At 64.2% G+C, this 20,248-nt stretch carries 14 protein-coding genes and 2 tRNA genes; 12 read left to right on the top strand and 4 right to left on the bottom strand.

From position 1 onward, the window contains the following. Positions 1-9: 9 nt before the first annotated feature. From LOY51_RS24325 to LOY51_RS24280, 10 genes are all read left to right on the top strand, one after another. Positions 10-1,443 (top strand): N-acetylmuramoyl-L-alanine amidase, encoded by a 1,434-nt coding sequence (locus LOY51_RS24325; protein ID WP_125465759.1) that lies wholly within the window; start codon positions 10-12, stop codon positions 1,441-1,443. Continuing rightward, on the top strand, positions 1,440-3,341 hold the full coding sequence (gene mutL, locus LOY51_RS24320; RefSeq protein ID WP_258643395.1) for a DNA mismatch repair endonuclease MutL: 1,902 nt from the start codon (positions 1,440-1,442) through the stop codon (positions 3,339-3,341). Before LOY51_RS24325 ends, mutL begins: the two co-directional genes overlap by 4 nt. Position 3,342: 1 nt before the next feature. Continuing rightward, positions 3,343-4,314 carry a tRNA (adenosine(37)-N6)-dimethylallyltransferase MiaA gene (gene miaA / locus LOY51_RS24315; protein WP_258643393.1) on the top strand — a complete coding sequence of 324 codons (972 nt, stop codon included), beginning with the start codon at positions 3,343-3,345 and terminating at the stop codon, positions 4,312-4,314. A gap of 93 nt (positions 4,315-4,407) precedes the next feature. Further along, positions 4,408-4,668 carry an RNA chaperone Hfq gene (gene hfq, locus LOY51_RS24310; RefSeq protein WP_110996133.1) on the top strand — a complete coding sequence of 87 codons (261 nt, stop codon included), beginning with the start codon at positions 4,408-4,410 and terminating at the stop codon, positions 4,666-4,668. 18 nt (positions 4,669-4,686) lie between these two features. Further along, positions 4,687-5,988 (top strand): ribosome rescue GTPase HflX, encoded by a 1,302-nt coding sequence (hflX, locus tag LOY51_RS24305; protein WP_125860658.1) that lies wholly within the window; start codon positions 4,687-4,689, stop codon positions 5,986-5,988. Positions 5,989-6,084: 96 nt separating this feature from the next. Next, positions 6,085-7,269, top strand: coding sequence for an FtsH protease activity modulator HflK (hflK, locus tag LOY51_RS24300; protein WP_125465755.1), 1,185 nt, complete (start codon positions 6,085-6,087; stop codon positions 7,267-7,269). Next, positions 7,269-8,138 (top strand): protease modulator HflC, encoded by an 870-nt coding sequence (gene hflC, locus LOY51_RS24295; RefSeq protein WP_110996130.1) that lies wholly within the window; start codon positions 7,269-7,271, stop codon positions 8,136-8,138. The genes hflK and hflC overlap by 1 nt, the downstream gene beginning before the upstream one ends. 281 nt (positions 8,139-8,419) lie before the next feature. Further along, positions 8,420-9,607 (top strand): ATP phosphoribosyltransferase regulatory subunit, encoded by a 1,188-nt coding sequence (locus LOY51_RS24290; RefSeq protein WP_110996129.1) that lies wholly within the window; start codon positions 8,420-8,422, stop codon positions 9,605-9,607. Between the two features lie 56 nt (positions 9,608-9,663). Beyond that, positions 9,664-10,956: an adenylosuccinate synthase gene (locus LOY51_RS24285; RefSeq protein WP_003249542.1), complete on the top strand. Its 1,293-nt coding sequence runs from the start codon at positions 9,664-9,666 to the stop codon at positions 10,954-10,956. Between the two features lie 321 nt (positions 10,957-11,277). Then, positions 11,278-13,212, top strand: coding sequence for a methyl-accepting chemotaxis protein (locus LOY51_RS24280; protein WP_258643388.1), 1,935 nt, complete (start codon positions 11,278-11,280; stop codon positions 13,210-13,212). A 174-nt stretch (positions 13,213-13,386) separates the two neighbouring features. Here the strand turns inward: LOY51_RS24280 and LOY51_RS24275 are convergent, their stop codons facing one another. From LOY51_RS24275 to LOY51_RS24260, 4 genes are all read right to left on the bottom strand, one after another. Next, on the bottom strand, positions 13,387-14,952 hold the full coding sequence (locus tag LOY51_RS24275; RefSeq protein ID WP_125465752.1) for an ABC transporter permease: 1,566 nt from the start codon (positions 14,950-14,952) through the stop codon (positions 13,387-13,389). Continuing rightward, a complete protein-coding gene (locus LOY51_RS24270; RefSeq protein ID WP_125860652.1) occupies positions 14,952-15,965 on the bottom strand; it encodes an extracellular solute-binding protein in 1,014 nt (337 codons plus the stop codon). The genes LOY51_RS24275 and LOY51_RS24270 overlap by 1 nt, the downstream gene beginning before the upstream one ends. A gap of 213 nt (positions 15,966-16,178) precedes the next feature. After that, a tRNA-Leu gene (locus LOY51_RS24265) sits at positions 16,179-16,265 on the bottom strand. Between the two features lie 86 nt (positions 16,266-16,351). Beyond that, positions 16,352-16,438 (bottom strand) — tRNA-Leu (locus LOY51_RS24260). A 271-nt stretch (positions 16,439-16,709) separates the two neighbouring features. Between LOY51_RS24260 and rnr the strand changes: the two genes are divergently transcribed. Together rnr and rlmB are read left to right on the top strand one after the other, a co-directional pair. After that, positions 16,710-19,286, top strand: coding sequence for a ribonuclease R (gene rnr, locus LOY51_RS24255; protein ID WP_125860650.1), 2,577 nt, complete (start codon positions 16,710-16,712; stop codon positions 19,284-19,286). Beyond that, the gene (gene rlmB / locus LOY51_RS24250) at positions 19,283-20,029 is read left to right on the top strand and encodes a 23S rRNA (guanosine(2251)-2'-O)-methyltransferase RlmB (RefSeq protein WP_110996124.1); all 747 of its coding nucleotides are present in this window, start codon (positions 19,283-19,285) and stop codon (positions 20,027-20,029) included. The genes rnr and rlmB overlap by 4 nt, the downstream gene beginning before the upstream one ends. Positions 20,030-20,248: the final 219 nt, after the last annotated feature.

Below are 20,248 nucleotides of genomic sequence, written 5' to 3'. Positions count from 1 at the left end.
GGGAAAGGTATGCGCATACGCGCACTGGTCGCTGTCGTTGGGCTGCTGCTGACAACGGTGACCGTTGACGCTCTGGCGGCTGTCACTCAAGTCAAGAGCGTGCGCCTGTGGCGTGCGCCGGACAACACGCGGCTGGTCTTCGACCTGTCCGGGCCTGTACAGCACAGCGTCTTCACCCTGACCGCGCCGGATCGCCTGGTCATCGATATCAACGGTGCCACCCTGGGTGGGCCGCTGAACGTGGCCACCTCGAACACGCCGATCAACAGCATGCGGTCGGCCCAGCGCACGCCAACCGACCTGCGCGTGGTGATCGACCTTAAAAAGGCCGTATCGCCCAAGAGCTTCACCCTGGCGCCGAATGCCCAGTACGGCAACCGCCTGGTGGTCGACCTGTACGACCAGGAAGCCGACGCCATCGCCGCCAGCAACCCGACACCGCCCCCAGCGGTGCAGCCCCCTGCGACCACGCCGGCGGTGCCGGTGACCCCGGTGCAACCCGCGATCAAGCTGCCACCGGCACCTGCCGGCAAGCGCGACATCGTCGTGGCCATCGACGCCGGCCACGGTGGCGAAGACCCGGGCGCCTCGGGCTCGCGTGGGCAGCACGAGAAAGACATCGTGCTCGACATCGCCAAGGAACTGCAGCGTCAGATCAACAGCGAGAAGGGTTATCGCGCCGAGCTGACCCGTACCGGCGACTACTTCATCCCGTTGCGCAAACGCACCGAGATCGCCCGCAAGAAGGGCGCTGACCTGTTCGTCTCGATTCACGCCGATGCCGCGCCGTCCAAAGCCGCCTTTGGTGCCTCGGTATTCGCCCTGTCCGACCGCGGCGCCACCTCCGAGACCGCGCGCTGGCTGGCCGACACGGAAAACCGTTCCGACCTGATCGGCGGCGCCGGCAACGTCAGCCTCGATGACAAGGACCGCATGCTCGCCGGGGTACTGCTCGACCTGTCGATGACCGCCACCCTCAGCTCCAGCCTCAACGTTGGGCAAAAGGTGCTGGGCAACATGGGCCGGGTCACGCCCCTGCACAAGCAGCGCGTCGAGCAGGCTGGGTTCATGGTGCTGAAGTCGCCGGACATTCCATCGATCCTCGTTGAAACCGGGTTCATCTCCAATGCCAACGAGGCGGCCAAGCTGGCCACGCGCAGCCACCAGCAGGCGCTGGCCCGTTCGATCCATACCGGCGTGCGCCAGTTCTTCCAGCAGAACCCGCCGCCGGGCACCTACATCGCCTGGCTGCGTGACAGCGGCAAGATTGCCCAGGGCCCGCGCGATCACACCGTGCGCCCCGGCGAAACCCTGGCGATGATCGCCGTGCGCTACCAGGTCAGCGTTGCCAGCCTGCGCAGCAGCAACGGCCTGAAGACCGATGAGCTGAAAGTCGGCCAGCACCTCGACATTCCGGGCACTACCCTGGCGTCGCAACAATGAATGGCGGTTCGCGCATCCAGCTGCTCAGCCCGCGGCTGGCCAACCAGATCGCCGCGGGTGAGGTCGTCGAGCGCCCGGCCTCGGTGGCCAAGGAGTTGCTGGAGAACAGCCTCGACTCCGGCGCCCGGCGTATCGAAGTCGAGGTCGAGCAGGGCGGCGTGAAGCTGCTGCGGGTACGTGACAACGGCAGCGGCATTGCCCCGGACGACCTGCCGCTGGCCCTGGCGCGCCATGCCACCAGCAAGATCCGTGAACTGGAAGACCTCGAAGGCGTGCTCAGCCTGGGCTTTCGCGGTGAGGCCCTGGCCTCGATCAGCTCGGTGGCCCGCCTGACCCTGACATCGCGCACTGCCGACGCCGGCGAAGCCTGGCAGGTAGAGACCGAAGGCCGCGACATGCTCCCGCGCGTGCAGCCAGCCGCGCACCCGGTCGGCACCTCGGTGGAGGTGCGTGACCTGTTCTTCAATACCCCGGCCCGGCGCAAGTTCCTCAAGGCCGAGAAAACCGAATTCGATCACCTGCAGGAAGTCATCCGGCGCCTGGCGCTGGCGCGCTTCGACGTGGGCTTCCACCTGCGCCACAACGGCAAGACCATCTTCAGCCTGCACGAGGCGGCCGACGAGATGGCCCGGGCGCGGCGCGTGGGTACCATCTGTGGCCCGGGCTTCCTCGAACAGGCCTTGCCGATCGACGTCGAGCGCAACGGCCTGCGCTTGTGGGGCTGGGTTGGCCTGCCGACGTTTTCGCGCAGCCAGGCAGACCTGCAGTATTTCTTCGTCAATGGCCGCGCGGTGCGCGACAAGCTGGTCGCCCACGCGGTGCGCCAGGCTTACCGCGACGTGCTGTTCAACGGCCGGCACCCGACCTTCGTGCTGTTCCTCGAACTCGACCCGACCGGTGTCGACGTCAACGTGCACCCGACCAAGCACGAAGTGCGCTTCCGCGAAGGGCGGATGGTCCACGATTTTCTCTATGGCACCCTGCACCGGGCCCTGGCTGATGTACGGCCTGAGGACCAGCTCGCGGCCCCCGCGGCAACCGCCGAGCTGATTCGCCCGAGCGGTCAGCAGGCCGGGGAATTCGGCCCCCAGGGCGAAATGCGCCTGGCATCGCCGGTACTGGAGCAGCCCCAGGGCGAGGCGCGTCAGTCGTTCTCCTCGGGCGGCGCGGGTGCGGGTTATCAGTACCAATACACCCCGCGCCCGTCCCAGCCGCTCGCTGCCGGAGAGGCCCAGGCGGTCTACCGCGAGTTCTATGCGCCGCTGGACAACGCCACCGCCACGTCGGGAGCCTTGCCGGACAGCCAGGGTGATATCCCCCCACTGGGCTATGCCCTGGCCCAGCTCAAAGGCATCTACATCCTGGCCGAGAACGCCATCGGCCTGGTGCTGGTGGACATGCATGCCGCCCACGAGCGGATCATGTACGAGCGCCTCAAGGTGGCCATGGCCAGCGAAGGCCTGAGCGGCCAGCCGCTGCTGGTGCCGGAGTCGCTGGCGCTGAGCCAGCGCGAGGCCGACTGCGCCGAAGAGCACGCCCAGTGGTTCCAGCGCCTGGGCTTCGAACTGCAGCGCCTGGGCCCGGAAACCCTGGCGATCCGGCAGATCCCGGCGCTGCTCAAGCAGGCCGAGGCCAACCGCCTGGTGCAGGACGTACTCGCCGACCTGATGGAGTACGGCAGCAGCGACCGCATCCAGGCGCACCTGAACGAATTGCTCGGGACCATGGCCTGCCACGGTGCGGTGCGCGCCAACCGGCGCCTGGCGATCCCGGAAATGAACGCCCTGCTGCGCGACATGGAGAACACCGAGCGCAGCGGCCAGTGCAACCACGGCCGGCCGACCTGGACCCAGATGGGCCTGGATGACTTGGACAAGCTGTTCCTGCGGGGGCGATGAAATGAGCATGAAACCCCCGGCGATATTCCTCATGGGCCCGACGGCGGCCGGCAAGACCGACCTGGCCATCGAGCTGACCAAGGTGCTGCCGTGCGAGCTGATCAGTGTCGATTCGGCGCTGGTCTATCGCGGCATGGATATCGGTACTGCCAAACCTTCGAAAGAGGTGCTGGCCGCCCATCCGCATCGGCTGATCGATATCCTCGACCCGGCCGAGAGCTATTCGGCGAAGCAGTTCTGCACCGATGCGCTCGAGGCCATGGCCGAGATCACCGCGCGCGGCAAGATCCCGCTGCTGGTCGGCGGCACCATGCTTTATTACAAGGCTTTGGTCGACGGCCTGGCCGACATGCCGCCGGCCGATGCAGGGGTGCGCGCCGAGCTTGAGGCCCAGGCCGGCGAGTTGGGCCTGGCCGAGTTGCATCGCCAGCTGGCCGAGGTGGACCCCGAGTCGGCGGCGCGCATCCATCCGAATGACCCGCAGCGCCTGATTCGCGCGCTTGAGGTGTACCGGGTGAGCGGCGAAAGCATGACCGCCCACCGCCAGCGACAATTCGCCGAAAGTCGCGGCGCAGACGCAGGCGTGAGCGGGCATTTGCCCTATACTGTCGCCAGCCTGGCCATAGCGCCTACAGATCGTCACATTTTGCATGAGCGAATTGCGTTACGATTTTCGCAGATGCTGGAACAGGGCTTCGTCGACGAGGTCCGATCGCTGCGAGCCAGAAGTGACTTGCACGCCGGGCTGCCGTCTATACGGGCAGTGGGGTATCGGCAGGTCTGGGATTACCTGGACGGCCAGCTAACTGAGAATGAGATGCTTGAACGCGGTATCATTGCCACGCGTCAGTTGGCCAAGCGCCAATTCACCTGGTTGCGCGGTTGGTCCGACGTGCACTGGCTGGATAGCCTGGCCTGCGACAATCTGTCCCGCACCTTGAAATACCTTGGGGCCGTCTCCATATTGAGCTGAGTCCCTGCTTATTGCCGTCTATTCTTGCGAAAGGCGGCAGCAATTACTGAATTTTCTTGTTTTTTACTATTGATCCTTACAGGAGTGCGGCATATGTCAAAAGGGCATTCGCTACAAGACCCTTACTTGAACACCTTGAGAAAAGAAAAGGTCCCGGTTTCGATCTATCTGGTCAACGGGATCAAGTTGCAGGGCCAGATTGAATCGTTCGACCAGTTCGTCGTGCTGCTGAAGAACACCGTCAGCCAGATGGTCTACAAGCACGCGATTTCGACTGTCGTACCTGCCCGTCCAGTTCGTCTGCCCAGCCCGACCGATGGCGAGCATGGCGATAGCGAGCAAGGCAACGCTTGAAAATAGTAGGAGCCTGCATTGTTCTTTGAGCGCCACGGTGGTGGTGAGCGAGCGCTGCTCGTTCACTTGGAAGGTCAGAACCCTGAGGCGCGCGAAGACCCGCAGGAGTTTCAGGAGCTGGCGCTGTCGGCCGGAGCCGAGATCGTTACACTGGCGACAGTGTCACGGCATCAGCCCACCGCCAAGTTTCTGATCGGTAGCGGCAAGGTCGAGGAATTGCGCGACCTGGTCAAAACCGAAGAAGTTGACCTGGTGATTTTCAATCACACCCTCACGCCCAGCCAGGAACGTAACCTCGAACGCGTTTTCGAGTGTCGCGTGCTGGATCGTACCGGGCTTATTCTCGATATCTTCGCCCAACGGGCGCGTACTCACGAAGGCAAGCTGCAGGTCGAACTGGCCCAGCTCGAGCACATGAGCACGCGGCTGGTACGCGGCTGGACTCACCTTGAGCGGCAAAAGGGCGGTATCGGCCTGCGCGGCCCGGGTGAAACCCAGCTGGAAACCGACCGCCGTCTGTTGCGGGTGCGCCTGCGCCAGATCAAGGGCCGCCTCGAGAAGGTGCGCAGCCAGCGCGAGCAGGCCCGTCGCGGGCGCAAGCGTGCCGACATCCCGTCCGTGTCGCTGGTGGGTTACACCAACGCCGGCAAGTCGACCCTGTTCAACGCCCTCACACAGTCCGAGGTCTATGCCGCGGACCAGCTGTTCGCCACCCTCGACCCTACGCTGCGCCGGCTGGAACTGGCCGACCTTGGGCCGATCGTGCTGGCCGACACCGTGGGTTTCATCCGCCATCTGCCGCACAAGCTGGTCGAGGCATTTCGGGCTACGCTCGAAGAGTCGAGCAACTCCGACCTGCTGCTGCACGTGATCGACGCCCATGAGCCCGAGCGCATGGAGCAGATCGAGCAGGTCTTGGCGGTGCTGGGCGAGATTGGCGCTGAAGGCTTGCCGATCCTCGAGGTGTATAACAAACTCGACCTGCTCGAAGATGTCGAGCCGCAGATCCAGCGCGATGCCGACGGCAAGCCGCAGCGGGTCTGGGTATCGGCACGTGATGGACGAGGCCTGGAGCTGGTTGGCCAGGCAGTTGCCGAATTGCTGGGGGATGATCTTTATGTCGGAACCCTGTGCCTGGAGCAGCGATTTGCCCGCTTGCGCGCGCAATTCTTCGCGTTGGGTGCCGTGCAGAGTGAAGAGCATGATGAAGAAGGGCGCAGCCTGCTGAGCGTGCGACTGCCCAGGGTCGAGTTGAATCGCCTGGTCAGCCGCGAAGGCATGGAGCCGCAAGTGTTTGTCGAGCAACACACTTTGCAATAAATGCTCGTCGAGGTCGCCGGGCAGCAGTGACAGGCATTCTGTAGCATTGGACGGCGCGCCGTGGGCGCGTCTTTGCTTTATCAGATGGAGAGCGCTATGGCTTGGAACGAGCCGGGTGGCAACTCGAACAATCAGGATCCCTGGGGCGGTCGTCGCGGTGGCGGTGGCGGCGGTGGCGACAAGAAAGGTCCACCGGATCTGGACGAGGCCTTCCGCAAGCTGCAGGACAGCCTGAACGGCATGTTCGGCAGTGGCAAGAAGCGCGGTGGCAACAGCGACCGCAATATCGGCAAAGGTGGCGGCCTGGGCCTGCTGGGCGTAGGCTTGGCGGTGCTGGCGGCAATCTGGCTGTACAACGCCGTGTACGTGGTGGACGAGCAGGAGCAGGCAGTCGTGCTGCGCTTCGGCAAGTACTACGAGACCGTCGGCCCCGGCTTGAATATCTATTTCCCGCCGATCGACCGCAAGTACATGGAAAACGTGACCCGTGAGCGGGCCTACACCAAGCAGGGCCAGATGCTCACCGAAGACGAGAACATCGTCGAAGTGCCGCTGACCGTGCAGTACCGCATCAGCAACCTGCAGGACTTCGTGCTCAACGTCGACCAGCCGGAAGTCAGCCTGCAGCATGCGACCGACAGCGCCCTGCGCCACGTGGTGGGTTCCACCTCGATGGACCAGGTACTGACCGAAGGCCGTGAGCAGATGGCCGTGGACATCCGCGAGCGCCTGCAGCGTTTCCTCGACACCTACCGGACCGGTATCACCGTGACCCAGGTCAACGTGCAGAGCGCGGCAGCCCCGCGTGAAGTGCAAGAGGCCTTCGACGACGTGATCCGTGCCCGTGAAGACGAGCAGCGTGCCCGCAACCAGGCCGAATCCTACGCCAACGGCGTGGTGCCGGAAGCCCGTGGCCAGGCGCAGCGCATCATCGAGGACGCCAACGGCTACCGCGATGAAGTCATCGCCCGCGCCAAGGGTGAGGCCGATCGCTTCACCAAGCTGGTCGCCGAGTACCGCAAGGCGCCAGAGGTTACCCGTCAGCGCCTGTACCTCGAGACCATGCAGGAGGTGTACAGCAACTCCAGCAAAGTCCTGGTAGCAACCAAGGATGGGCAGAACAACCTGCTCTACCTGCCGCTGGACAAGATGGTCGAAAGCGGTCGCAACAGCACTGCGGTTCCCGCCAGCAGCGTGTCGCCGTCGGCCAATGACGCCGCCGCGCGTGCCGCCCAGGACCTGCAACAACAACCGCCGCTGCGTTCCAGGGAGAGCCGCTGATGAGCAATAAATCGCTGTTCGCCCTGATTGGCGCCGTGGTGCTGGCGATCGTCGCCTGGAACTGCTTCTACATCGTTTCGCAAACCGAACGCGCGGTATTGCTGCAGTTCGGTCGCGTGGTCAAGGCCGATGTCCAGCCTGGCCTGCATGTGAAGGTGCCGTACGTGAACCAGGTGCGCAAGTTCGACGCTCGCCTGATGACCCTCGACGCCCCAACCCAGCGTTTCCTGACGCTGGAGAAGAAAGCAGTGATGGTCGACGCCTACGCCAAGTGGCGCGTCAAGGACGCCGAGCGCTTCTATACCGCTACCTCGGGTATGAAGCAGATCGCCGACGAGCGCCTGTCGCGTCGTCTGGAAAGCGGCCTGCGTGACCAGTTCGGTAAGCGCACCCTGCACGAAGTGGTGTCGGGTGAGCGTGACGCACTGATGGCTGACATCACCGCCTCGCTGAACCGCATGGCCAGCAAGGAGTTGGGTATCGAAGTGGTCGACGTTCGCGTCAAGGCCATCGACCTGCCCAAGGAAGTCAACCGCAGCGTGTTCGACCGCATGAGCACCGAGCGTGAGCGTGAAGCCCGCGAGCACCGCGCCAAGGGTAACGAGCTGGCCGAAGGCATCCGTGCCGACGCCGATCGTCAGCGCCGCGTGCTGCTGGCCGAAGCGTATCGTGAGGCGGAAGAGACCCGTGGTGATGGCGATGCCCAGTCGGCTGCCATCTATGCCAAGGCCTACACCCAGGACGCCGATTTCTACGCGTTCTACCGTAGCCTGCAGGCCTACCGCGAGAGCTTCTCCAGCAAGAGCGACGTGCTGGTCCTGGACCCGAAGAACGAGTTCTTCCGTTTCCTGGACAAGAGCAAGCCCTGAGGTTGCTCTCATGATGAGCGCGCCCCGCCCGGCAGCTAAAATGCCTGGCGGGGTGCATCCTGAATGAAAAGGGGTGTATGATGCGGCAGCCGGGAAATTCCCGGCTTTTTTGCGTCTGTAAGGTTGATTGGCCGATGAAACGGCCCCGGCGCAAGGTATTCAAGGGTGTTGGTAACGGTGGCTGCGCTGGGTTCGGTCCTGCCCGCTGCTGTCCGCCAGGGCCCGTTTCACTCAAGGCTAGCCCGCAGGGTGGCCGCCCGGACCAAAGGGGAAATGGCGTAATGGCAACGGTAGACCGCTGGCTTCTGCCAGATGGCATCGAGGAAGTACTGCCACCTGAGGCTGCGCGCATCGAGATCGCGCGTCGGCAGGTGTTGGACCTGTTCCAGAGCTGGGGTTACGAGCTGGTGGTCACCCCCCATATCGAATACCTGGAGTCGCTGCTGACCGGTGCCGGTGCGGACCTGGACGAGCGCACCTTCAAGGTTGTCGATCCGCAGTCCGGCCGCCTGATGGGTTTCCGCGCCGACTTCACCCCGCAGGTGGCGCGTATCGATGCTCACACCCTGCGCCGCGAAGGCCCGAGCCGCCTGTGCTATGCCGGTAGCGTGCTGCACGCCCAGCCACGCGCGCTGTCCACCTCGCGCAGCCCGATCCAGTTGGGCGCCGAGTTGTACGGCGACGCCAGCCCTACCAGCGATGTCGAAGTCATCAGCCTGATGCTCGCCACGCTGCAGCTGACCGACGTGGCGGATGTGCACATGGACCTCGGTCATGTCGGCATCTACCGTGGCCTGGCCCGCGCCGCCAACCTGTCGGGTGACGTCGAGCAGCAGCTGTTCGATGCCCTGCAGCGCAAGGCTGTCGATGAAGTTCAGGCGCTGACCGCCAACCTGCCGCAAGACCTTGGCAACATGCTGCGCGCCTTGTGCGAGTTGTGCGGTGGTCGCGAAGTGCTGGCCGAGGCCCGTGTGCGCCTGGGCCGAGCCCCGGCCAGCGTGCTGGCTGCGCTGGACGACCTGCTGGCGATCGCTGATCGTCTGGCCTCGCGCTACCCGGATCTGCCGCTGTACTTCGACCTCGGCGAGCTGCGCGGCTACCACTACCACACCGGCGTGGTGTTTGCCGTGTTCGTGCCTGGCGAGGGTCAATCGATCGCCCAGGGCGGGCGTTACGACGACATCGGCGCCGACTTCGGTCGGGCACGCCCGGCCACCGGTTTCTCCACGGATTTGAAGACCCTGGTCACACTGGGGCGAGCGGAGGTCGTACTCCCGGCTGGCGGCATCTGGATGCCCGACAGCGGTGATGCGGCCCTCTGGCAGCAAGTCTGCCAGTTGCGCAACGAGGGCCAGCGTGTGGTCCAGGCTCTGCCTGGCCAGCCGCTGAGTGCTGCCCTTGAGGCGGATTGTGATCGGCAATTGATTCAGCAAGACGGGCGCTGGCAGGTTCTGCCGCTGACCCATTGAGATTCTTCGCCGGCGATGGGCCGGCAACCAAGTTTGCGTGAATGAGGACAAGTGTTATGGGTAAGAATGTCGTCGTCCTGGGCACCCAGTGGGGTGATGAGGGCAAAGGCAAGATCGTCGATCTGCTGACCGAACATGCTGCCGCCGTCGTGCGCTACCAAGGTGGCCACAACGCGGGTCACACCCTGGTGATCAACGGTGAGAAGACCGTTCTGCACCTGATTCCGTCGGGCATCCTGCGTGAAGGCGTACAGTGCCTGATCGGCAACGGCGTGGTCGTGGCCCCGGATGCGCTGATGCGCGAAATCACCAAGCTGGAAGAGAAGGGCGTACCGGTGCGCGAGCGTCTGCGCATCAGCCCGGCTGCCCCGCTGATCCTGTCGTACCACGTGGCCCTCGATCAGGCCCGTGAAAAGGCCCGTGGCGAAGCCAAGATCGGCACCACCGGCCGTGGCATCGGCCCAGCCTACGAAGACAAGGTCGCACGCCGCGGCCTGCGTGTGGGCGACCTGTTCCACCGCGAGCGTTTCGCCGCCAAGCTCGGTGAGCTGCTGGATTACCACAACTTCCAGCTGGTGAATTACTACAAAGAGCCGGCCATCGACTTCCAGCAGACCCTGGACGAGTGCATGGCCTACGCCGAGCAACTCAAGCCGATGATGCTCGACGTTACCGCCGAGCTGCACAACCTGCGCCGCGCCGGCAAGGACATCATGTTCGAAGGCGCCCAGGGCTCGCTGCTGGACATCGACCACGGTACCTACCCGTACGTCACCAGCTCCAACACCACCGCTGGCGGCATTTCCACAGGTTCCGGCGTTGGCCCGATGTACCTGGACTACATCCTCGGCATCACCAAGGCCTACACCACCCGTGTCGGTTCCGGTCCATTCCCGACCGAACTGTTCGACGAAACCGGCGCCACCCTGGCCAAGCGTGGTCACGAGTTCGGTTCCACCACCGGCCGCGCCCGTCGTTGCGGCTGGTTCGATGCGGTAATCCTGCGTCGCGCCATCGACGTCAACAGCATCTCTGGCATCTGCCTGACCAAGCTGGACGTACTGGACGGCCTGGAAACCATCAACATCTGCGTGGGCTACAAGAACGAGAACGGTGCCGTCATCGACGCACCTTCCGATGCCGACAGCTACATCGGCCTGGAGCCGGTGTACGAAGAGATGCCAGGCTGGAGCGAGTCGACCCTGGGCGTTAAAACCCTGGAAGAGCTGCCACAGGCCGCGCGCGATTACATCAAGCGCATCGAGGAGCTGGTCGGCGCGCCGATCGACATCATCTCGACTGGCCCGGACCGCAACGAGACCATCGTGCTGCGTCATCCGTTTGCCTGATTAGCTAGCCGTAAGCTGACTGAGCGCCGCGTTCCCGCAAGGGTTCGCGGCGTTTTTGTTTCTATGTGGCACCACTGCCAAGTATCTGTGGGAGCGGGTTTATCGAAGCGTCGAACCGCCGCGAATGCGGCGGTGAATCCAGCATTGCATTCGCGGGTAAACCCGCTCCCACAGGGATGTCGCTTTGCTTCCAGCTCTGTCGCAGGTATTGATGCCACCTGGCATGGCATTTTTACCTGCTGCCTTCGGCACAACCCTTGCTGTAAGAAGTTTCCGTAGATGCCATCAAAGTAATGGCGCCAGAAACACGAGGGTTACAACGTGTCTGCCATCCTTTCACTGTTACGAAGCCGCCTGTTGCGGCCTGTGTTTGTTGCGCTTGGTATCGCTCTTCTGGTGCAGGTGCTGGTCGCCGTTGCACTGACGCGGAGCACGGTCACCGCCCTGGAGGCCGATTTGGGCGAGCGCCTGGGGCATGACAGCCAGAAACTGGCCGCAGAACTGGAACAGGCCGGCCAGGATGTACGCGCCGGGCTCGACAGCCTCTCTGCCAGTACCCGCCAGCGCCTGAGTGCCGGCCTTTCCGAGCGGCTGCAAAGCGAGCAGCAGCAACTGCGCGCCACCCTGGAAAAGAACCTCAAGGACTCGGCCAACGACATGGCCGAACTCTTGGCGTCGGTTGCGCCGCGCGCCATCTGGGATAACGACGTGCCGATGTTGTCGGACTTCGCCCGGCGCGCCCAGCGCAATCCCAACGTGCTGTTTGTGATCTATGACGACGCCCAGGGCCAGCACCTGACCCGCTACCTCAACCGGCAGAACCCGATCAACCAGGCACTGATGGACAAGGGCCAGGGCGAGCGGGCGCTGGACAAGGTGCTGGATGCGGCGCGCAAGGACCCGTCGGTGTACTTCGTCGAAGCATCCATCAGCCCCAATGGCGCCGAGATCGGCAAGGTGCTGATGGGGGTTTCCACGGCGGGCGTCGATCAGGAGCTCAAGGCGCTCGACCAGCGTTTTGCCGCGTTGATCGGCAGTGGTGAGCAGTTGGTCGGCGACAGCCTGGTGGCCGCCGCCGCCGACAGTGGCAAGGCCCTGCGCGCCCGCCTGGAAACCGCCCAGAACAGCGCCACGGCGATGCAGGCCAATACTGCGCAGACCGTGCGTGACGCCGCCGGCGAGTTGCGCTGGCGGATCGGTCTGGGCCTGGTGCTGGTCGGGCTGGGGGTATTGCTGGTGGTCGCCGTGGTGCTTGGGCGCCGGGTGCTCAGCAAGCTGCGCCTGCTGATTACCGCGCTCAACGACCTGGCTGCGGGTGAGGGCGACCTTACCAAGCGTGTGACCCTCGACAGCCGCGACGAGATCGGCGACATGGCTTCGGCGGTCAACCGCTTCGTCGACAAGCTGCAGCCCATCGTGCGTGAGGCCGGTGAGGTGGCCCAGCGCACCGGGGTGGAGATCGGCAGCATGGCCCAGCGCAACGCCGGGGCCGACGCTGCGGCGGCGCTGCAGCGCGATGAAGTGGCCGCCAGCCTGCGCGACTTGTCGAGCATGGCCGACGAGGCCCAGGCCGAAAGCCACGCCATGCAGGCCGCATTGCAGCAGGTGGTGGATATCCGCCAGGCCACCGATGAGAACAGCCGTGCGTCCACGCAGCTGGCACGGCTGATCGAGAACCTGGCCGGTGAAGTAGAAACCGGCTCCCAGGTGATCGAGCGGCTGGCCAAGCAAAGCGAGCAGATCGAAGTGGTGCTGACGGTTATCCACGGCATTGCCGAGCAGACCAACCTGCTGGCGCTCAATGCCGCCATCGAGGCGGCGCGGGCGGGCGAGACCGGGCGTGGCTTCGCCGTGGTGGCTGACGAGGTGCGGGCGCTGGCGAGCAAGACGCAGAGTTCGACTGGCGATATCCAGTCGCACATCACCGCCTTGCAGGAGGGTGCCAAGGAGGCGGTCGCCACCATCAGCCAGGCCGGGCGCCAGGCCAGCGAAGGCCTGCTGGTGCTGCGTGACAACGAACGGCGTCAGCAGTCGGTGCAGGCGGCGGTGGAGCAGGTGCATGCGGCGATCGGCCTGGCTACCCGTGCGGCAGAGCAGCAGGCCAATGGCGCGCAGGCGGTGCGTGGGCGGGTGGAGAACATCCATGCCCAGGCCGAGCGGTCAGCCGAGGTGGTGATGCAGACCACGGCCAGCAGCAAGGTGCTGGATGACCTGGCGGCGCAGTTGCGCGCGAGCCTGGGGCAGTTCCGGGCCTGAAAAGCATCGCGGGGCAAGCCCGCTCCCACGCGACCTACAAACGGCGGCGTGGGAGCGGGCTTGCCCCGCGATAGGGCCTTATGCCTTGTTCAGATACATCTGCGTAGTCAGCAGATACACCGGCAGCCCCGCCCCACGAACACTGTGGGAGCGGGCTTGCCCCGCGATAGGGCCTTACGCCTTGTTCAGATACATCCGCGTGGTCAGCAGATACACCGGCAACCCCGACACCACGATCAACAGCGCCGCATAAGGCGCGGCCGCCGCAAACTCGACGTTGGCGGTATGCGCCCACACCTCGGTTGCCAGCGTGGTCATCCCGGTCGGGCTGAGCAGCAAGGTGGCGGTCAACTCCTTCATGGCATCCAGGAACACCAGCGCAAATGCCGCCGCCATGGCCGGGAAGATGATCGGCAGGGTCACCCGGCAGAACGCCGCGAAGCTGCTCGCACCCAGCGTGCGCGCCGCCTCTTCCAGCGTCGGTGAAGCCTTGTTCAGTGCCGTGCGCACCGGCGACTGGGCCAGCGGCAGGAACAGCAGGGCATAGGCCAGGATCAGCAGGGCAGTGGTCTGGTACAGCGCCGGCACGTAGTGCAGGGCGAAGAACACCAGGGTCAGCGCGATCACCAGGCCCGGCAGGGCGTGCAGCAGGTACGGCAGGCGTTCGGCCCAGATCGCCAGGCGACCCTTGTAGCGCACCACCAGGAAGCTGATCGGCAATGCCAGCAGCACGCAGAAACCTGCGCCGCCCAGCGACACCGACAGCGAGGTGGCCAGTGCCTTGCCGATGGCCGCCACCGGGAAGGCCGCCGACGAGCCGACACTCAGCCAGTAGCCGAGCATGGCCAGTGGAATACCGCTGCCCAGCACCGCAAGCGCCAGGCACAGCAGTTGCCCCAGCGGCATCCAGCCACGCAGGTTGACCGGCTGGGCGCGACGCGCCACGCCCTGGCCGATCCGCACATGGCGGGCCTTGCCGCGTACCCGCAGCTCCAGCCAGAGCATCACCAGGCACAGCGCCAGCAGCACTGCCGAAAGCATGGCAGCGTTGGCGTTGCTGAATTCCAGTTCGAACTGCTGGTAGATCGCCGTGGTGAAGGTCTGCAGGCCAAGAATCGACAGGGCGCCGAACTCCACCAGCATGTGCAGGGCGATCAACAAGGCGCCGCCCAGCATCGACGGCCAGAGCAGTGGCAGGGTGATCTTGCGAAACACCCCCCAGCGGCTGCAACCCAGGGTGCGCGCCGATTCTTCCAGCGCGGTGTCGAGGTTGCGCAGGGTGGCGGCCACCGGCAGGAACACCAGCGGGTATTTGGACAGCGCCATCACCAGGATCGCCCCGCCCAACCCTTCGAAGTCCGAACTCAGCGACACCCAGGTGAAGCTGCTGACGAACGACGGCACGGCGAACGGCAGGCACAGCACCACGCCCCACAGGCGCCGGCCCGGCAGGTCGCTGCGCTCCAGCAGCCAGGCCAGGGCCACGCCCACCACCAGGCACAGCGCGGTGACGCCGGCCATCAGCAGCAGGGTGTTGCGCAGCAGGCCCCAGACGAACGGGCGCCAGAGCAGGCGCAGGGCCTCGTGAGCGCCGGCTTCCCAGGCCTTGAGCCCGACATACAGCAATGGCAGCAGGCTCATCGCCACCAGGAACAGCACCGGCAGCAGCACCCAGACAGACGGGCGCTTGCGCTTGGGGACGAAGCGGGAGACGGCGGGCGAGGGCAGGGCGGCGGTCATCAGAGCAGACCAACCTCACGTTCGAGCTCAATGGCTTCCTCGGCGTTGCCCAGGTCGGCCGGCGAGATCTTCGGCGGGCGCAGCTCCTCGAACGGCTTCAGGCCACGGTCCGAGACCATGCCCTTGTGCAGCGGGTATTCGGCGGTGGTCTGGGTGATCACACGCTGGCCTTCTTCGCTGGCCATCCAGTTGAGCAGGGCCTGGGCTTCTTTCGGGTGCTTGCTGGCTTTCACCGCAGCGGCGCCGGAGATGGTCACCAGGTTGCCGGCATCGCCATCGGCCAGGTAGTACAGCTTGGAATCGAGCTTGCCGCGCTCGCGCTCCAGGGCGTACCAGTAGTAGTTGTTCACCAGCACGGCGGCGACTTCGCCTTTTTCCACGGCCTTCAGGGCCACCATGTTGTTGGTGTAGGTCTTGCCGAACGCTTTCAAGCCGGTCAGCCATTCCTCGGTGGCTTCGCGCCCGTGCATCTTGAGGATGGCCACGGCCTGTTCCTGGAAGGCGCCGCTGGTGGGCACGTAACCGACCCGGCCTTCCCACTCGGGGTTGGCGAAGTCCATCACTGTGGTGGGCAGGTCTTTCTCGTCGACCTTTTTCGGGTTGTACACCACCACGCGGGTGCGGGCAGTGACCCCCATCCAGGTGCCATTGGCGCCTACGTATTCCTTTGGCAGCATATTCAGGGTGGCGTCGTCGATCTTCGCCAGCAGACCCAGTTCGCCCAGGTTGTTCAGCGGTGGCGACTCTTCGGTATAGATGATGTCGGCGGGCGAGCGGTCGCCTTCCTCGATGATCTGGCTGGCCAGCTGGTTGCTGCTGCCTTTGCGGATATTGATGTGGATGCCGGTCTTGGCCTCGTAGGCCTTGGCAATGGCTTCGCCGATTTCCTTGTGCTGACCGTTGTACATGGTCAGGCTGGCCGGGGCGTCTGCCAGGGCGGCCGGGGCGCCGATCACCAGGCTCAGCACTGCAGCGGCCAGGCTGCGCATCAGCGGTTGCGGGCGGATCGTCATGCGGGTACTTCCTCGCTTACGGCTACATATTTGGAAACAATGGTAAACGAAATCGTTTCTCAAATGGGCGTATGACGGGAAATTCATGGGGGTTCGCCGTGATCCCTGCTGTGTCTGTGAGATCGAGCGCGCTAGAGAACTTTCGGCGGGAGAGGGGGCAAGCAAAAATCGCAGGCAAGAAAAAACCCACTAGCAAGCTAGTGGGTTTTTATATGGTGCCCAGGAGAAGACTCGAACTTCCACGACCGTTAAGTCACTGATACCTGAAACCAGCGCGTCTACCAATTCCGCCACCTGGGCAAAGCTTTGAATCATCTGGTGAGGCGACTATCGTTCGCTTTCACACAGTAGTAATAGATCCTTGGTCATCTATTACTTGAAAATCTTGGTGCCCAGGAGAAGACTCGAACTTCCACGACCGTTAAGTCACTGATACCTGAAACCAGCGCGTCTACCAATTCCGCCACCTGGGCACACATTCGAGATTACAAGATGCTTTACAGCGCCGTTCATCTCTACTACAACTTCGGGGTTGTCCGTCGTTGTGGTGCGCACTATACGGACGGTCCTGGAGGCTGTAAAGCCCCCGAGCGAAAAAAATTTCAAAAAATTCAACTTGTTGATTCCGCAGGCCTATTACTGGGCAGCGGACGCTGTGCTGGGGCTGTCCAAGGCTGACATTTCCGGTTTCAATAGGCCTATGCCAGAATTCATATCTATATACCCCAAGGTGAACCCCTTCTGATGGCCGATTGGCAATCCCTCGATCCCGAGGCCGCTCGCGAAGCGGAAAAATACGACAATCCTATTCCCAGCCGTGAGCTGATCCTGCAGCGCCTCGCCGACCGTGGCGAACCGGCTGCCCGCGAAGAACTGGCGGCAGAGTTCGGTCTGTATGAAGAAGACCAGATCGAAGCCCTGCGTCGCCGCCTGCGCGCCATGGAGCGTGATGGCCAGCTTATCTATACCCGGCGCGGCACCTATGCCCCGGTAGACAAGCTCGACCTGATCTGCGGCCGTGTCTCCGGCCACCGCGACGGCTTCGGCTTCCTGATCCCCGACGACGGCAGCGAGGATCTGTTCCTCAGCCCCTCGCAGATGCGCCTGGTATTCGACGGTGACCGCGGCCTTGCCCGGGTCTCCGGTGTCGACCGCCGTGGCCGCCGCGAGGGCGTGCTGGTTGAAGTCATCTCCCGTGCCCACGAGAGCGTGGTCGGCCGCTACTTCGAAGAAGGCGGCATCGGTTATGTGACGCCGGACAATCCGAAGATCCAGCAGGAAGTGCTGGTCACCGCCGGGCGTAACGGTGGTGCGAAGATCGGCCAGTTCGTTTCGATCAAGATCACCCACTGGCCCACCCCGCGCTTCCAGCCGCAAGGTGACGTTGTCGAAGTGATCGGCAACTACATGGCCCCGGGCATGGAGATCGATATCGCCCTGCGCAGCTACGACATTCCCCATGTCTGGCCGCAGGACGTGATCAAGGAAGCGCGCAAGTTCCGCTCCGAAGTCGAAGAAAAAGACAAAGAGAAGCGCATCGACCTGCGTCACCTGCCGTTCGTCACCATCGACGGTGAAGACGCCCGTGACTTCGACGATGCCGTCTACTGCGAGCCGCTGGGCAAGCTGCGCCTGTTCTCTGGCGGCTGGCGCCTCTATGTGGCGATCGCCGACGTGTCCAGCTACGTGCGCCTGGGTTCTGCCCTGGATACCGAAGCACAGCAGCGCGGCAACTCGGTGTACTTCCCGGAGCGCGTCATCCCGATGCTGCCCGAGGAGCTGTCCAACGGCCTGTGCTCGTTGAACCCGCACGTCGATCGCCTGGCCATGGTCTGTGAAATGACCATCAACAAGGCCGGCCAGATGGTCGACTACCAGTTCTACGAGGGGGTCATCCACTCCCATGCGCGCCTGACCTACAACAAGGTCAGCAGCATGCTCGAGCATTCCCGTACCCGCGAAGGCAAGGCCCTGCGCGAGGAGTACAGTGCGGTCCTGCCAGACCTCAAGAGCCTGTACGCGCTGTACAAGGTGCTGCTGGCGGCCCGTCACACCCGTGGCGCGATCGATTTCGAGACCCAGGAAACCCGGATCATCTTCGGCGAAGACCGCAAGATCGACGAAATTCGTCCGACCGTGCGCAACGACGCCCACAAGTTGATCGAGGAATGCATGCTGGCGGCCAACGTCGCCACCGCCGCGTTCCTGCAGAAGCACAATGTGCCGTCGCTGTACCGCGTGCACGACGGCCCGCCGCCGGAGCGCCTGGAAAAACTGCGCGCCTTCCTCGGCGAACTGGGCCTGAGCCTGCACAAGGGCAAGGATCCGTCGCCGAAGGACTACCAGGCCCTGCTGGCGAGCATCGCCGGGCGCCCGGACTTCCACCTGATCCAGACCGTCATGCTGCGCTCCCTGAGCCAGGCGGTGTACAGCGTCGAGAACAATGGCCACTTCGGCCTGAACTACGAAGCCTACACCCACTTCACCTCGCCGATCCGTCGTTACCCGGACCTGCTGGTGCACCGGGCGATCCGCAGCGTGATCCGCTCCAAGGTCGATACCCCGCACGTCAAGCGTGCCGGTGCCATGAGCATCCCCAAGGCGCGTATCTACCCGTACGACGAGAACGCCCTCGAGCAGATGGGCGAGCAGTGCTCGATGACCGAGCGCCGCGCCGACGAGGCCACCCGTGACGTGGTCAACTGGCTCAAGTGCGAGTACATGCGTGACCGTGTCGGGGAAATTTTCCCGGGCGTGATCACGGCTGTGACCGGCTTTGGCCTGTTCATCGAGCTGACCGACATCTATGTCGAAGGCCTGGTGCATGTCAGTGCCTTGCCGGGTGACTACTACCACTTCGATCCGGTTCATCATCGCCTGTCGGGCGAGCGCACCGGGCGCAGCTTCCGCCTTGGCGACACGGTCGAGGTCAAGGTCATGCGTGTCGACCTCGAGCAGCGCAAGATCGACTTCGAGATGTCCGAGCAGACCGTCACCGCGCCGGTTGGCCGCAAGACGCGCGCCGGTGCCGCCGAGCCGGCCGCCCAGCCGGCGCCTGCCGGCGAAGCGAAAATCTCGCCCAAGCCGCGCAGCCGCAAGGGCGAAACCGCCGAAGCCTACTTCCCGAAAGACGCTGTCCAGCGTAACGCCGAAGTGCGCAAGAGCCGCGAGATGAAGAAAGCGCTGATGAGCGATGCGCGCACCGGGCACGCCGCCAGCAAGTCGGAGAAAGGCAGCAAGTCGGCTTCCGGTAAACCGACCAAGCATCGCAAGGGGCCGTCGAAGTCCGGCGCGCCACGTAAAGGCAAGAACAAGTCATGAGTCAGCTGGAAAAGATCTACGGCGTGCACGCCGTCCAGGCGTTGCTGCAGCACCATCCCAAGCGGGTCAAGCAGATCTGGCTGTCGGAAGGCCGTAGCGAACCGCGTCTGCAGACCTTGCTGGCCCTGGCCGCGGAAAACCGCGTTCAGGTCGGCCAGGCCGAGCGCCGCGAGCTCGATGCCTGGGTCGAGGGTGTGCACCAGGGCGTAGTGGCTGAGGTGAGCCCGAGCCAGGTGTGGGGTGAATTGATGCTCGAGGAGTTGCTCGAGCGCACTGAAACCCCGCCGCTGATTCTGGTCCTCGACGGCGTTACCGACCCGCACAACCTCGGCGCCTGCCTGCGCACCGCCGATGCCGCGGGCGCTACTGCAGTAGTGATCCCCAAGGACAAGTCGGCCAGCCTGACTGCCGTGGTGCGCAAGGTGGCCTGTGGCGCTGCCGAAGTGATCCCGCTGGTGGCCGTGACCAACCTGGCCCGCACCCTGGAGAAGCTCCAGCAGCGCGGGCTGTGGGTGGTCGGTACCGCCGGTGAGGCCGAGCAGGAGATCTACCAGCAGGACCTGACCGGCCCGCTGGTGATGATCATGGGTGCCGAAGGCAAGGGCATGCGTCGGCTGACCCGCGAGCACTGTGATTTCCTGGTCAAGCTGCCGATGGCCGGTAGCGTCAGCAGCCTGAACGTCTCGGTCGCGACCGGGGTGTGCCTGTTCGAGGCAGTGAGACAGCGCCAGGCCAAGCGCTGATTCGTTACCTACAGGGCGGGCTTGTGGGAGCGGGCTTGCCCCGCGATGGCGGTGGTGGGTTTGCCATCGTATCGCGGGGCAAGCCCGCTCCCACGAACCCCGCCTCACGGGTCTGCTCCCGCAGGAACCTGCCCGTCGGGCGAATATGTTTCCGGCTGTTCAAATATTCGCCAATTACCTTGCTTGTCCCCCTGGCCTTCTCTACAATTGCGCCCCTTG

Origin of the sequence: Pseudomonas sichuanensis (assembly GCF_024749065.1) — a bacterium.
In the GTDB taxonomy this organism is placed as follows: Bacteria; Pseudomonadota; Gammaproteobacteria; order Pseudomonadales; family Pseudomonadaceae; genus Aquipseudomonas; species Aquipseudomonas sichuanensis.
Note: the sequence above shows the minus strand (reverse complement) of the source record. Positions and strands in the feature narration are given on the sequence as shown.